Origin of the sequence: Saccharopolyspora dendranthemae (assembly GCF_007829955.1) — a bacterium.
Taxonomy (GTDB): domain Bacteria; phylum Actinomycetota; class Actinomycetes; order Mycobacteriales; family Pseudonocardiaceae; genus Saccharopolyspora; species Saccharopolyspora dendranthemae.
This window is the reverse complement of record NZ_VIWX01000006.1, coordinates 33160-46536: the sequence shown is the minus strand read 5'-3', so window position 1 is coordinate 46536 and position 13377 is coordinate 33160. Positions and strand designations below refer to the sequence as shown.

Below are 13377 nucleotides of genomic sequence, written 5' to 3'. Positions count from 1 at the left end.
GGCGGTAGTTTCTACACCGGCATCGAGCGGGCCGGGAGGGTCCTCCAAGACCCTCCCGGCCTCACTCGTGGGTGACGTCGGAGAAGCGACTTCACAAAGATTTCGGTAGTCGGCGTCATCATGCCGGGCGAAGGCTGTCACCTCTTCAGGGAACTGGCCTCAGGGCCCGGCACCATGGCAGTACCGGCTGTGCGCGGACAGGTAGGGTCTGCGATACGACTCGCTGTGGCGCGCATCACTAGCGGTGCGCCATCGGGGCCGTCATCAGCGGCCGTTGCGGCTGCAACGCAGGAGGGGTGCAGTTGACCGAGCGGAGCGAGCGGACCCGGATGCCTTCGGCACCCGGGAGCTTCGGGCTGACCCCCGCGCGCGTGCAGGTCCCGAAAGCGGCCCTTCCCGACGCGCCTGTCCTGCTGAGCAGGGAAGACGGGCTGGTGGTCGCGGCGACTCAGCAGGCGGCCACCTTGGCCGGGCACGCCGAACCCGGCGCCCTCGTCGGCGGCAAGCTCGTCGACCTCATCGACCGAGAAGGCCGCGACACCTGGCTGATCGGCTCAGCGCGACGTGTCCCGGTGCGCCTGCAGAGCTGGCCGCACCCGGACGACCCGACGCTCCGAGTCACACTGCTGGTCGACGTCGCCGACCTCGCCGGGGAGAAGCCGGGCGCCTCCGACGAGCAGCGCGACTCCGAGGAGCGCTACTGGCTCATCGACGCCCAGCGCCTCGCCAAGGTCGCCAGCTGGGTCTTCTACCCCGACACCGGCGCCATCTACCGGAGCCCGCTGCTGGCGGACTTCCTGGGAGCGGGCGGGGCCGATCACGCCGACGACGCCACGGCGATGATCTCCACCACCCACCCCGACGACCGCGAACGAGCCGCGCAGTTCTACGCCGACGTGCTCACCGCGGCCGAGGGCCAGCTCTTCCAGACCGAACTGCGCAACCTCCACGGCACCCGCGTCTTCCTGTGCACCGGCAGCGCCGAGTACGACGGCGCCGGGCAGATCGTGCGCGTGCAGGGCACGGTGCAGGACGTCACCGAGCACCGCGCGCTCGAACGCCAGCTGCGCGACGAGCGCAGGCGGCTGCAGGACGCCCAGCGCATCGCCCGGCTCGGCACCTGGGAAGTCGATCCGCGCACCAACGTCATGCGGCTGTCGAGCATGCTCTACGAGATCCTCGGCCAGCCCGTCACCACCACCGGCACCTTCGACCGCTACCTCGACCACGTCCACCCGGACGACCGCAGGTGGGTTCGGCAGGCGTGGCGGCCGCTGATCGAACGCGGCATGCCCGTCGAGATCGAGCACCGCTACCTGCGCAACGAGGAGAACGTCCGCATACTGCGGATCCACGGCACCAAGATCATCGATGCCGACGGCAGGGACCTCTTCGTCGGCACCGTCCAGGACGTCACCGAGCAGCGGGCCGTCGTCACCCGGATGGAGCGCTCCAGCCAGCGCTTCTCCGACCTGGTCAACATCACCCCGGTGGGGATCGGGCTGTTCGACCGCTCCGAGCGCATCGTCAACGCCAACGAGGCCCTCTGCGAGCTGCTGGGATACCGCCTCGACCAGATGCGCGGGCTGAGCGTCCGCGACATCACCCACCCCGAGGAAGCCGATCCGAGCCTGCCCGCGCCCGACGAGCCCTCCGGGATCCGCCGCCGCGCGCCGCAGCGGGTCATGGTGCGCTCCGACGGCGAACCCGTCTACTGCGAGCTGCACACCTCCACCTCCGTGCAGGACGACGGCACCGAGTTCTGGCTGGTGGTGTTCCAGGACATCACCGAACGCCGCCGAGCCGCCGAAGCGCTGCGCTACCAGGCCACCCACGACGACCTGACCGGCCTGCCCAACCGCACCGCGGTCAAGGAACTGCTCGGCAGGCTGCTGGGCAGAGCCGACTCACCCGGTATCGCGGTGCTGTTCTGCGACATCGACAACTTCAAGCGGGTCAACGACTCGCTCGGCCATGACGCGGGCGACGAACTCCTGGTCGCCCTGGCACGGCGCCTGGAAGGCGGTCTGCCGGAGGAGTGCACGGCGGCGCGGTTGTCCGGCGACGAGTTCGTCATCATCTGCTCCGACGTCGACGCCAGCGGCGGGGTCGACCAGCTCGCGACCCGCGTGTCCGCGCTGCTGCGCACCGCGGTGCCCGTGCACGGCCAGCTGGTCCGGGTGTCCTCGTCGATCGGTGCGGCCGTGCCCAACGGCTCCGGCGCCGGCGGTGAAGACCTGCTGCGCTTCGCCGACGCGGCCATGTTCGAAGCGAAACGGCGCGGCACCGGCAAGGTCTCGCTGGCCAGCCCGGCGCTGATGGCCGCCGCCGATCGCCAGCTGCACCTCGAAGGCCAGCTCCGCGAGGCCCTGAGCAACGACGGTCTCGCCCTGCACTACCAGCCCGTCGTCGACGCCGAGGGCAGCGTCGTCAGCGCCGAGGCGCTGATCCGCTGGCCGCACCCGGAACGCGGCATGCTGTCGCCCGACGCGTTCCTGCCGGTCGCCGAACAAGGGGACCTCCTGCGCGAACTCGACCGCTGGGTCCTGCGCACGGCGCTGCGGGAGGCCTCGACGTGGCCGACGCGCAACGGCCGCGCCGTCAGCATCGCGGTGAACCTGGCGGGACTGGTGCCCGGCGGACACGACTTCGTCGACTCCGTGGCCGACATCGTCGCCGACACCGGGATCTCCTGGGACCGGGTGATCCTGGAACTGGTCGAGACCTCGCTGGTCGACCTGCCCTCGCGCACCCGCCACGAGATGGGCGAGCTCGTCTCCAGGGGTGTGCGGTTCGCCGTCGACGACTTCGGCACCGGGTACTCGTCGCTGGCCAGGCTCAAGGACCTCCCCGCGCAGATCATCAAGGTCGACCGGCGTTTCGTCGCCGGGGTCGGCGGTGACGCCTCCGACTTCGCGGTGGCGCGCGCCGTCGTCGACATGGCCTACGCGATGGACCGGCAGTGCGTCGCCGAAGGCGTCGAGGACGCCACCCAGTTCAGGCTGCTCCGGGGCGTCGGCGTCGAGGCCTACCAGGGGTGGTTGTTCTCCGGCGCGGTCCCCGCCGCGAAGTTCCGCGAGATGCTGGCGGACGGTCCCCTCGCGGTGCCGTAGCCGCCGGCGCGATCACCGGACCGCCCGCAGCACCTCGGCGATCCGGTGACGGGGGAGATCGATCAGCCGCAGCTCCAGGTCCTCCGGATGCGGTGCGAGTTCGGCGACCTTCTCCCGCGCTTGGCGCTTGGTGAGGTCCTCGCCGGTGGAGATGAAGGCCTCCCGCCAGATGTTGCCGAGCTTGCCGTGGGCGCGCTGCAGCAGGAAGTCCTCAGCCGACCCGGTTTCCGCGCGTTCGGCCACCACGACCGCGTGCTTGCCGTCCGGGGTGCTGCGGTGCAGCTTCAACCGGTACTTGGCCGCCACGAGATCGCGCAGCTCCGACTGGGCCCGTTCGCTGGTGATGTCCGGGTGGTTGTTGGACAGCACGAAGGCCACCTTCTGCGCGCTGCACGCCAGCAGCATCCGCAGCAGCCACGGTCCGGGATCAGCGCGCAGGTCGAACGCCACCGGCCCGCCCTCGCGCACCGGACGAGCCCACCCCGCGCGGCGCAGCTCGGTTACCGGTGCTCCGAGCCGTTCGGCGGCGGCCTGCGGCAAGGCCTCCGCCGTGTCACCGGAGGCCTCCACCGACTGCGGGCCATGGGTGTAGATCGCCTGGTCCTGGCGCAATGCCAGCTTGCGGGTCTGCGCGGTCGGCTGGCACACGTACAGATCGCTGGCGCTGCCGATGGCCTGCGCACCGTAGTAGCGGTGGAACTTCGGGAGGATCGCCTCGAACGCGAATCCCAGCCGCACCAACTCCTGCTGGACCTTCAGCCCGAGCGCGGGGGTGAGCGCGCTGTAGCCGTAGGCCAGCACCATCCGGCTGTTGTCCGGTGCCAGGCATTCGGCGGCGCGCGTGGCGAACAGGCCGATGCCCTCCGGGGTGTAGGGCGGATCGGTGAACACGGCGTCCGCCCAGCCCTCCAGCGTCGGAGGCACTCCGAAGCGCAGATCGGCGTGGGTGAGGCCGATGGTGAACCCGTTCCGGGCGGCGACCGCGTCGACGTGCTGGAGGATGCGCTCGTCCAAGTCCACTACGCGGACCTGGGCCGACGGGGCCACCAGCGACAACGCCAACGACGTCAGGTCGTGATCACCCAGGCACAGGATCTTCCGGCCGTCGAGGTCGAAGTTGTCGCGCAACCACAGCGCGCGGCGCAGCGCGGTTTCCGGTGTGGCCGTGACGTGGTCCAACGCCGATCGCGGGCGGGGGCCGGACTCGACGAAACCGCGCATCGCCTCCAGCGCCGCCGCATCGAGCCCGGCCTCGACATCCGGCGAGGGCACCGCGTCGAGGGAGAACTCCTGGCGGTAGCGCGCGAGGAGGGAGTCCTTGATGCGGCGGGCGCCTGTCCGCTCGTCGAGGTCGTCCCCGGCTGCGGCGAGAACGCGCTCGACGGTCCGGCGCGGCACTCCGGTGCGCCTGATCAGCTCGTCCAGCGACCGCGGTCCCGAGATGAGCTCGGCGAGCACGCGGCGCACGTCGTGGCCGAGGAGTCCGTGCTCGGCGTGGAGGGAGCGGACGGCTTCGATCGGAGTGGGGGGCTGAGCGTTGTCCATGGGACTGCAAAGCCTAATCGGTGTGCCGAGGCACCGACGCGCACGCTCGTGTTGCCGCGGACGGTTCAACGCGCTGCGGTTTCTCGCATCATGGGACCAGATCACGCATCGATCTCAGTGGATCGCGGGAGGGGAACCCTCCGGCTAGGGTCGGCCGGGTTTGGGGGACCAGCGCGAGAGGGGGCTCGCTTGATCGAGTTCCAGTCCGTCCGAAAGCAGTACCCGAACGGCACCGTCGCCGTCGAGGAACTCAGCCTGTCCGTCGAGACGGGAACCATCACCGTCCTGGTGGGGCCTTCGGGCTGCGGAAAGACCACCCTGATGCGGATGGTCAACCGCATGATCGACCCGTCGTCGGGCACCGTCGCAGTCGACGGCACCGACGTGCGCGACCGCGACCCCGCCCAGCTGCGTCGCGGCATCGGCTACGTCATCCAGCAGGCAGGTCTGTTCCCGCACCGAACCGTGCTCGACAACATCGCGACCGTCCCGATGCTGGCCGGCGAAACCCGCCGCGCCGCCCGGGAACGCGCGGGAGAGCTCCTGGGCCTGGTGGGACTCCCCGCTGACCTCGGCACGCGGTACCCGGCGCAGCTGTCCGGCGGTCAGCAACAACGCGTCGGCGTGGCGCGGGCCCTGGCCGCCGATCCGCCGGTGCTGCTGATGGACGAACCCTTCAGCGCCGTCGACCCGGTCGTGCGGGAGGGGTTGCAGGAGGAACTGCTGCGGTTGCAGGACGAGCTGGGCAAGACCGTCCTGTTCGTCACCCACGACATCGACGAGGCCATCAAGCTCGGCGAGAAGGTCGCCGTGCTGCGGCAAGGGGGCCATCTCGCCCAGTACGCCCGGCCCGACGACCTGCTGGCATCACCCGCCGATGACTTCGTGACGTCGTTCGTCGGCCGCGACCGCGGCTACCGCAGGCTGTCCTTCGTGGACTCCGCGCAGCTGCGCCCGAGCCCGGTGCCGACCGTCCGATTGGGAGAGAAGGTCCCCTCCGCCGACCGCTGGCGACTCGCGGTGGATGAAGGTGATCAACCGCGCGGTTGGCTGGCCCCCGGTGTCGGCTCCGACGGCGATCTCGTGGAACGCACCCTCGTGGCAGGCGGCACGCTGCACGTCGAGCATGGGAACCTTCGTGGCGCTCTGGACGCCGCGCTGTCAGCACCGTCCGGGCTCGGCGTCGTCGTCGATGCCGACGGACGCGCGGTCGGAGTCGTCACGGCCGACGAGGTGCTGTCGCTGCTGGACGAACAGCGGGCGGCGACGTGATCGACTTCTTCAACTCCCCGAGCAACCGCGAGCTGGTGATCACCCAGCTCGTCGAACACCTCTACCTGTCGTTGCTCCCACTGGTGCTGGGCGTGCTGCTCGCGCTCCCGCTGGGGCGCCTGGCTCAACGGGTCGGCTGGTTGCGCGGGGCCCTGCAGAACACCGCGAACGTCTTCTACACCATTCCTTCCCTGGCGCTGTTCGTGATCTTGCCCGGCATCATGGGAACCCCGCTGCTGTCATCGCTCAACGTCGTCATCGCGCTGACCCTCTACACCGCGGCGCTGCTGGTGCGGCCGGTGCGCGACGCCCTGGACTCGGTGCCCGGGCACGTCGTCGCCGCCGCCACGGCCATCGGATATCGGCCGGGACGGCGGCTGTTCGCAGTGGAACTGCCCTTGGCGGTACCGGTGCTGGCCGCGGCCGTGCGCGTGGCCTCGGTGAGCAACATCAGCCTGGTCAGCGTCGGAGCGCTGGTCGGAATCGGCGGGCTGGGGCGGTTGTTCACCGACGGTTTCCAGCGCGACTACCCCCAGCAGATCGTCATCGGCATCGTGCTGACCCTGCTGCTAGCCCTGGTGGTGGACCTGTTGCTCGTACTGCTCTGGCGGCTCGCGACCCCTTGGGCGCGGCGATGATCTTCGGCGAACTGATCGCGTGGCTCGGCGACCCCGCCCACTGGAGCGGGCCTGACGGAATCCCCGCGCAAACGCTGCTTCACCTCTACTACTGCGTGCTCTCGGTCCTGGTCGCCGCGCTCGTGGCCATCCCGCTCGGTGTCTACATCGGACACACCGGGCGAGGTTCGGTGCTCGTGGTGGGATTCAGCAACGCCATGCGCGCACTGCCCACCCTCGGTGTCGTCACGCTCCTGGTGCTGGGCTTCGGCCTGGGAGTGATACCCGCGCTCGCCGGCTTGGTGATCCTCGCGATCCCCGCGATCCTCTCCGGCGCCTACGCGGGAGTGCGCAACGCGCCCGCCGACGCCGTGGACGCGGCCAAGGGAATGGGCATGCGACCGATCCAGGTGCTCTGGCAGGTGGAGCTGCCGACAGCGCTCCCGCTGGTGCTCGGCGGTGTTCGCAGCGCGATGCTGCAGGTCGTGGCCACCGCCGCGGTCGCGGCCTACGTCGGACTGGGCGGCCTCGGGCGCATCCTGCTCGACGGTCTGAAGGTCAGTGACTACGCGCAGATGGCTTCGGCAGCGGTCATCATCGCTGTTCTCGCGGTGGTGCTCGACTTGGCTTTGGCCGGGCTGACCCGGCTGGTGGTGCCGCGCGGTCTGGTCATGGCCGCCCGACGAGGAGGTAGTGATCGATGAGACGACTGCTGGCATTGGCCGCCGCGGCGCTGGTGCTGACCGGCTGCGGAGCGCAGGACCCGTTGGAGGCCAACAAGGCCGAGAGCGGTCAGGTGGTGATCGGTTCGGCGGACTTCGCCGAGAGCGAGCTGCTGATGCACATCTACGCCGAAGCGCTCAAGACCACCGGCGCCGACGTCCAGACCAGGCCGCGCATCGGCGCCCGGGAGTTCTACGTCAACGCCGTCCGCAACGGTGAGCTGACCCTGGTCCCCGAATACACCGGCAACCTGCTGGAATTCCTCGACCCGGCCTCCAACGCCACCGAATCCCAGCAGGTCTACGAACTGTTGCGCACCAAGATCGGCCCCGGCATGGAACTCCTCGGCCAGTCCCCGGCCGAGGACTCCGACGTCCTCACCGTCACCAAGGCCACCGCCGACACAGGCCTGCGCTCGATGGCCGATCTCGGCCCGCGCTGCGGCGAGATCGTCCTCGGCGCACCCGCCGAGTGGAAGACGCGGTGGGAGTCCAAGATCGCCCAGGACTACGGCTGCACCTTCAAGGAGATCCGCAGCGTCGAAGCGGGCACGATCACCGTCGACGCCCTGACCTCCGGCGAGATCCAGGCCGCGAACCTGTTCACCACGTCCTCGCAGATCACCACCAACGACCTGGTGAAGCTGGACGATCCGAAGAACATGTTCCCGGCGCAGAACGTCGTTCCGCTCGCCGGCAAGGGCAAGCTCACCCCGCCTCAGGCCGAAGCCGTCGAGAAGGTCTCACGAGCCCTGACCACCGAGAAGCTCACCGAGCTCAACAAGCGCCTCGAGGTCGACAAGGCGAACCCCGCCGACGTCGCCAAGGAGTTCATCGCCACCGCGGGTCTGTGACCTTCCTGACCGGCTGCCTCCCGGGGCGGCCGGTCAGGCGATGCGACCGCTGATGCGGGACGTGAGCTCGGCAGCCGAGTGCGCGACGTCGTGGGCCAGGTCCGCCCACGTCTCACGGCACCCGGAGCCCTCGCACGCGTGGCGGAAGGTCACCCCGATGGCAGCGATGGGCCGCGCCGAGTGATCGAAGACCGGGCACGCGACCGAGGCGAACCCCGGGGTGACGAGACCGTCCTCCACCGCCCAGCCCTGGCGCCGCTCGTCCGCCAGCAGCCGCCGCAAGGCAGGTAGGTTGCGAGGGCCCCGATCCGTGCGCAGCACGAAGCTGTCGGTGGAAGGGAACATCGCACGCACCTGAGCCGCCGGGAGATGTGCCAGCATCGCGCGCCCCGACGCCGGCAGCTGGGCCGGCAACCTGACACCCACATCGGTGACCAGCGTCTGCGGTTGCGAAGGACGCTCCTTGATCAAGTAGAAAAGCTCACCCCCGTGCAGCACCCCGAGCTGCGCGGTCCGCCCCACCCGGTCCACCAGCCGCCGCAGGATCGGTCCCGCCAAGCGCTCGAGCGGATCGTGCCGCAGATAGGCAGAACCCAGCTCGAACGCCGCCACGCCCAGCCCGTAGCGGCGCTCCTCCGGCAGGTGCACGACAAATCCGCCCGTCACCAGCTCCGCCAGCAGGTGATACGTCGTCGACCTCGGCAGGCCCAGCTCGCGAGCCAGCACTCCCGCCGACACCGGGCCCGCACGACCGGCCAACGCCCGCAGGATCGCCAGCCCGCGCCGCAGCGCGGGCACATCACTGCTGTCACCCACGCCTGAAGTCTGGCATCTCAGACGAAGTCCCTCCATCAGGGCTTCTGCCAGGAGCTTCCGCGAGCTGGGATGGACACATGCACAACGAGGTGTTCATCGACCCCAGACCGCTCTCGCGCGCGCAAGTCATCTCCGTCGCACGAAGCGGAAGCGCCGTGCGGCTCAGCGAGGTCGCCGAACAAGGCATCGTCACCACCCGCAAGCACATCGAAGCCCTGGCCGCCGAGGAACGACCCGTCTACGGGGTCTCCACCGGATTCGGCGCCCTCGCCGTGCGCCACATCCCCAGTGAACGAAGGGCGGCCTTGCAGCAGTCCTTCGTCCGCTCCCACGCCGCAGGTGCCGGCGAACCCGTGGAACCCGAAGTCGTGCGCGCGCAGATGCTGCTGCGCCTGCACACCATCGCCACCGGCCACACCGGCGTCCGGCCCGAAACCGCCCAAGCCCTGGCCGCGATGCTCAACGCCGGGATCGTTCCCGTCGTGCACGAGCACGGTTCGCTCGGCTGCTCCGGCGACCTCGCCCCCCTCGCCGCCGTCGCGCTCGCGCTCACCGGCGAAGGCGAGGTCCTCGACGCCTCCGGCCGTCGCACGCCGGCCGCCGAAGCGCTCGCAGAAGCCGGAATCGAACCGGTCGTCCTGGCGGAGAAGGAGGGCCTCGCGCTCACCAACGGCACCGACGGCATGCTCGGCATGCTCGTGCTGGCCCTGCGCGACATCAACGCCCTCATCGACGTCGCCGATGTGACCGCCGCGATGAGCGTCGAAGCCCTGCTGGGCACCGATCGCCCCTTCGCCGCAGACCTGCAAGCTCTCCGCCCCCACCCCGGGCAGGGGGTTTCGGCTGCGAGGATGGCCGCCTTCCTCGCAGATTCACCGATCGTGGCCAGCCACCGGGGCCCGGACTGCCCACGAGTCCAGGACGCCTACTCGCTGCGCTGCTCCCCGCAGGTCCACGGTGCGGCACGTGACACCGTCGGCCACGCGGAAACCGTCGCCGACCGCGAGCTCGCCGCGGCCATCGACAACCCGGTCGTGCTGCCTGACGGCCGGATCGAATCCAACGGGAACTTCCACGGCGCTCCGCTCGGATACGTGCTGGACTTCCTGGCCATCGCCATGGCCGACATGGCCAGCATCTGCGATCGGCGAACCGACCGGATGCTCGACGTCGCCCGCTCGCACGGGCTCCCGGCCTTCCTCGCCGATGACCCTGGCGTCGATTCCGGGCACATGATCGCCCACTACACGCAGGCCGGAATCGTCTCCGAGCTCAAACGGCTCGCCGTGCCGGCCTCCGTGGACTCCATCCCGACCAGCGCGATGCAGGAAGACCACGTGTCCATGGGATGGGCGGCCGCCCGCAAGCTCCGGCGGGCCGTCGACGGACTGACCACGGTGCTGGCGGTCGAACTGCTCACCGCAGCCCGAGCACTCGACCTGCGCGCCCCGCTGGAACCAGCCCCCGCCACCCGTGCGGTCCGCGACCTGCTGCGCCGCGACGTGGCAGGCCCCGGCCCCGACCGGCACATCGCCCCCGAGATCGCCGCCGCAGAACAGCTCATCCGCAGCGGTGACGTCCTCGCCGCCGCCGAATCAGGGAGGAATCGATGACCGACGTGCGCGCCCCACGCGGCACGAAGCTGACCGCGCGCAGCTGGAGCACCGAAGCGCCGCTGCGGATGCTGCAGAACAATCTCGACCCCGACGTCGCCGAACGGCCGCAAGACCTCGTCGTCTACGGCGGAACGGGCAAAGCCGCCCGCAACTGGGCCTGCTACCAGGCGATCGTGCGGGAACTGACCACCCTCGGCGAGGACGAGACGCTGCTCGTGCAGTCCGGAAAGCCCGTCGGAGTGCTTCGCACCCACGAGTGGGCCCCGCGGGTGCTCATCGCCAACTCCAACCTCGTCGGCGACTGGGCGAACTGGCCGGAGTTCCGCCGCCTCGACGAACTCGGCCTGATGATGTACGGCCAGATGACCGCCGGCTCCTGGATCTACATCGGCACACAAGGGATCCTCCAAGGCACCTACGAGACCTTCGGCGCCATCGCCACCAAGCGCTTCGGCGGAACTCTCGCAGGAACGCTGACCATCACGGCAGGGCTGGGCGGCATGGGCGGTGCGCAGCCGCTGGCGATCACCATGAACGACGGTGCCGCGCTGGTCGTGGAGTGCGATCCAGAACGCGCCCACCGCCGCGCTCAGCAGGGCTACCTCGACGAGGTCGCCGACTCCCTCGACGACGCCATCGACAAGGCCGTTGCCGCCAAGAGGGAACGTCGCGCCTACTCGGTGGCCGTCATCGGCAACGCCGCGCGGTTGCTTCCCGAACTGCTGCGACGCGGCGTGCCGGCCGACATCGTCACCGACCAGACCTCGGCCCACGACCCGCTGTCGTACCTCCCGCTGGACGTCGAACTCTCGGACTGGGCCGACCACGCCGCTCGCAAACCCGACGAGTTCACCACCCGCGCGCGCGATGCGATGGCCCAGCACGTCGAAGCAATGGTCGGGTTCCTCGACGCAGGCGCCGAGGTCTTCGACTACGGCAATTCGCTGCGCAGCGAGGCTCAACTCGGCGGGTACGAGCGCGCTTTCGCCTACCCGGGATTCGTCCCCGCCTACATCCGGCCCTTGTTCTGCGAGGGCAAGGGACCCTTCCGCTGGGCCGCGCTGTCCGGCGACCCCGCCGACATCGCCAAGACCGACGCGGCCGTGCTGGAGCTCTTCGGCGAGGACGAACACCTGGCCCGGTGGCTGCGGCTCGCTGACAGGAAGGTTCCCTTCCACGGGCTTCCGGCCCGGATCTGCTGGCTCGGCTACGGCGAGCGCGCCCAGGCCGGCCTGCGGTTCAACGAGATGGTCGCTTCCGGGGAACTGGCCGCGCCGGTGGTCCTGGGCCGCGACCACCTCGACTGCGGATCGGTCGCCTCCCCCTATCGCGAGACCGAGGCGATGGCGGACTCCTCCGACGCGGTCGCCGATTGGCCGCTGCTCAACGCGCTGGTCAACACGGCATCCGGGGCGACCTGGGTGTCGCTGCACCACGGCGGAGGAGTCGGCATGGGTCGTTCTCTGCACGCGGGCCAGGTCACGGTCGCCGACGGCACCGAGCTCGCCGCGCGCAAGCTCGAGCGGGTGCTCACCAACGACCCGGGCATGGGCGTGATCCGGCACGTCGACGCCGGTTACGAACGCGCCGAGGAGGTCGCTGCGGAACGCGGCGTGCGGACCCCGCTGGTGGGTCGATGAGCGGGTTGGACGCCATCGCCGGGATCGGCGCGGATCGGAGGCGGGGCGGGTACTCGCGCCACGTCTTCGACGACGCCGAGCGACACCTGCGCGAATGGTTCGTCGAACAGGCCGAGAGCCGCGGTCTCGAGGTGGAGACCGACGCCAACACCAATCTCTGGGCCTGGTGGGGGAAACCAGGTGAGGACGCGGTCGTCACCGGCAGCCATCTCGACTCGGTGCCCGGCGGAGGTGCCTTTGACGGGCCACTCGGTGTGGTCTGCGCCCTGGAGGCAGTGGATCTGCTGCGCGAACGCGGTTTCCAGCCAAGCCGGCCGCTGGCCGTGGTGGTGTTCGCGGAGGAAGAAGGAGGCAGGTTCGGCGTCCCGTGCCTGGGCTCGCGGCTGATGACGGGAACCATCGACGCGGACCGCGCGCGCCGCCTGCGCGACACCGACGGAATCTCGCTAGCCGAAGCGATGGGCTCGTTCGGTGCGGACCCGGCGCGCATCGGCCGGGATGAAGGTGCCCTTCGACGCATCGGGCACTTCGTCGAACTGCACGTCGAGCAGGGCAAGGGCTTGGTCGACCTGAACCGCCCCGTCGCGGTCGCCGATTCGATCCTCGGTCACGGCAGGTGGCGGTTCCGGTTCCGGGGCCAGGGCAACCACGCGGGCGCGACCCTCATCGATGACCGAAAGGATCCCATGCTGCCGGCCGCCGAACTCGTCGTCGCCGCGCGCCGAGCAGCGGCTGCCACGGCGGACGGCCGCGCCACCGTGGGCAGGTTGGTGCCCAACCCGGGCGGAACCAACGTCATCGCCTCCGCCGTGGACCTCTACCTGGACGCTCGTGCGCCGCGCGGTGCCCGGGCGATGGTGGAGGACCTGGCCGAGCAGGCGATGGAGTTGGCTTCGCAGGAGGGATGTTCGGTGGAAGTCGTCGAGGAATCCTTCGGCGACACCGTCCACTTCGACGCGGCTCTCCGGGACCGGTTGTGCGAAGTCCTCGACGACGTTCCCTCCCTGCCCACCGGGGCGGGCCACGACGCGGGTGTGCTGGCTGCGGAGAAGCCGACGGCCATGTTGTTCGTGCGCAATCCGACGGGCATCAGCCACGCCCCGGAAGAACACGCGACCGTCGAGGACTGCGAGGAAGGTTCCCATGCCCTGGCCCGCGTCCTGACCGACCTGGCGGGGTGAG

General features: G+C 70.1%; 10 protein-coding genes. 8 read left to right on the top strand and 2 right to left on the bottom strand.

All coding sequences use genetic code 11. The annotated features are described in order from the left end of the window. The first annotated feature begins 296 nt into the window (after positions 1 to 296). Positions 297 to 3113 carry a bifunctional diguanylate cyclase/phosphodiesterase gene (locus FHU35_RS24705; RefSeq protein ID WP_425474181.1) on the top strand — a complete coding sequence of 939 codons (2817 nt, stop codon included), beginning with the start codon at positions 297 to 299 and terminating at the stop codon, positions 3111 to 3113. A 12-nt stretch (positions 3114 to 3125) separates the two neighbouring features. On the opposite strand, the gene FHU35_RS24700 is transcribed toward FHU35_RS24705, so the two are convergent. Continuing rightward, the gene (locus FHU35_RS24700; RefSeq protein WP_145743936.1) at positions 3126 to 4658 is read right to left on the bottom strand and encodes a bis-aminopropyl spermidine synthase family protein; all 1533 of its coding nucleotides are present in this window, start codon (positions 4656 to 4658) and stop codon (positions 3126 to 3128) included. A 189-nt stretch (positions 4659 to 4847) separates the two neighbouring features. Here FHU35_RS24700 and FHU35_RS24695 point away from each other — a divergent pair, with 189 nt between their 5' ends. The 4 genes from FHU35_RS24695 to FHU35_RS24680 are packed head-to-tail and all read left to right on the top strand — an operon-like array spanning position 4848 to position 8123. Then, entirely contained in the window at positions 4848 to 5930 is a 1083-nt protein-coding gene (locus FHU35_RS24695) for an ABC transporter ATP-binding protein (RefSeq protein WP_186459599.1), read from the top strand. Next, entirely contained in the window at positions 5927 to 6568 is a 642-nt protein-coding gene (locus tag FHU35_RS24690) for an ABC transporter permease (RefSeq protein WP_145743931.1), read from the top strand. The genes FHU35_RS24695 and FHU35_RS24690 overlap by 4 nt, the downstream gene beginning before the upstream one ends. After that, positions 6568 to 7251 (top strand): ABC transporter permease, encoded by a 684-nt coding sequence (locus FHU35_RS24685; RefSeq protein WP_145744627.1) that lies wholly within the window; start codon positions 6568 to 6570, stop codon positions 7249 to 7251. Before FHU35_RS24690 ends, FHU35_RS24685 begins: the two co-directional genes overlap by 1 nt. Continuing rightward, on the top strand, positions 7248 to 8123 hold the full coding sequence (locus FHU35_RS24680) for an ABC transporter substrate-binding protein (RefSeq protein WP_145743928.1): 876 nt from the start codon (positions 7248 to 7250) through the stop codon (positions 8121 to 8123). Before FHU35_RS24685 ends, FHU35_RS24680 begins: the two co-directional genes overlap by 4 nt. Before the next feature lie 33 nt (positions 8124 to 8156). Here FHU35_RS24680 and FHU35_RS24675 read toward each other — a convergent pair whose 3' ends face one another. Beyond that, complete coding sequence (locus FHU35_RS24675; RefSeq protein WP_145743926.1) at positions 8157 to 8939, bottom strand: IclR family transcriptional regulator; 783 nt, start codon at positions 8937 to 8939, stop codon at positions 8157 to 8159. 77 nt (positions 8940 to 9016) lie between these two features. On the opposite strand from FHU35_RS24675, the gene hutH reads away from it, so the two are divergent. From hutH to FHU35_RS24660, 3 genes are read left to right on the top strand one after another with little or no spacing between them, the layout of a single operon-like run. After that, positions 9017 to 10552, top strand: a complete 1536-nt coding sequence (gene hutH / locus FHU35_RS24670) for a histidine ammonia-lyase (RefSeq protein WP_145743924.1) — start codon at positions 9017 to 9019, stop codon at positions 10550 to 10552. Further along, positions 10549 to 12195: a urocanate hydratase gene (gene hutU, locus FHU35_RS24665; RefSeq protein ID WP_145743922.1), complete on the top strand. Its 1647-nt coding sequence runs from the start codon at positions 10549 to 10551 to the stop codon at positions 12193 to 12195. Before hutH ends, hutU begins: the two co-directional genes overlap by 4 nt. Continuing rightward, positions 12192 to 13376, top strand: coding sequence for an allantoate amidohydrolase (locus tag FHU35_RS24660; protein ID WP_145743920.1), 1185 nt, complete (start codon positions 12192 to 12194; stop codon positions 13374 to 13376). Before hutU ends, FHU35_RS24660 begins: the two co-directional genes overlap by 4 nt. Position 13377: the final 1 nt, after the last annotated feature.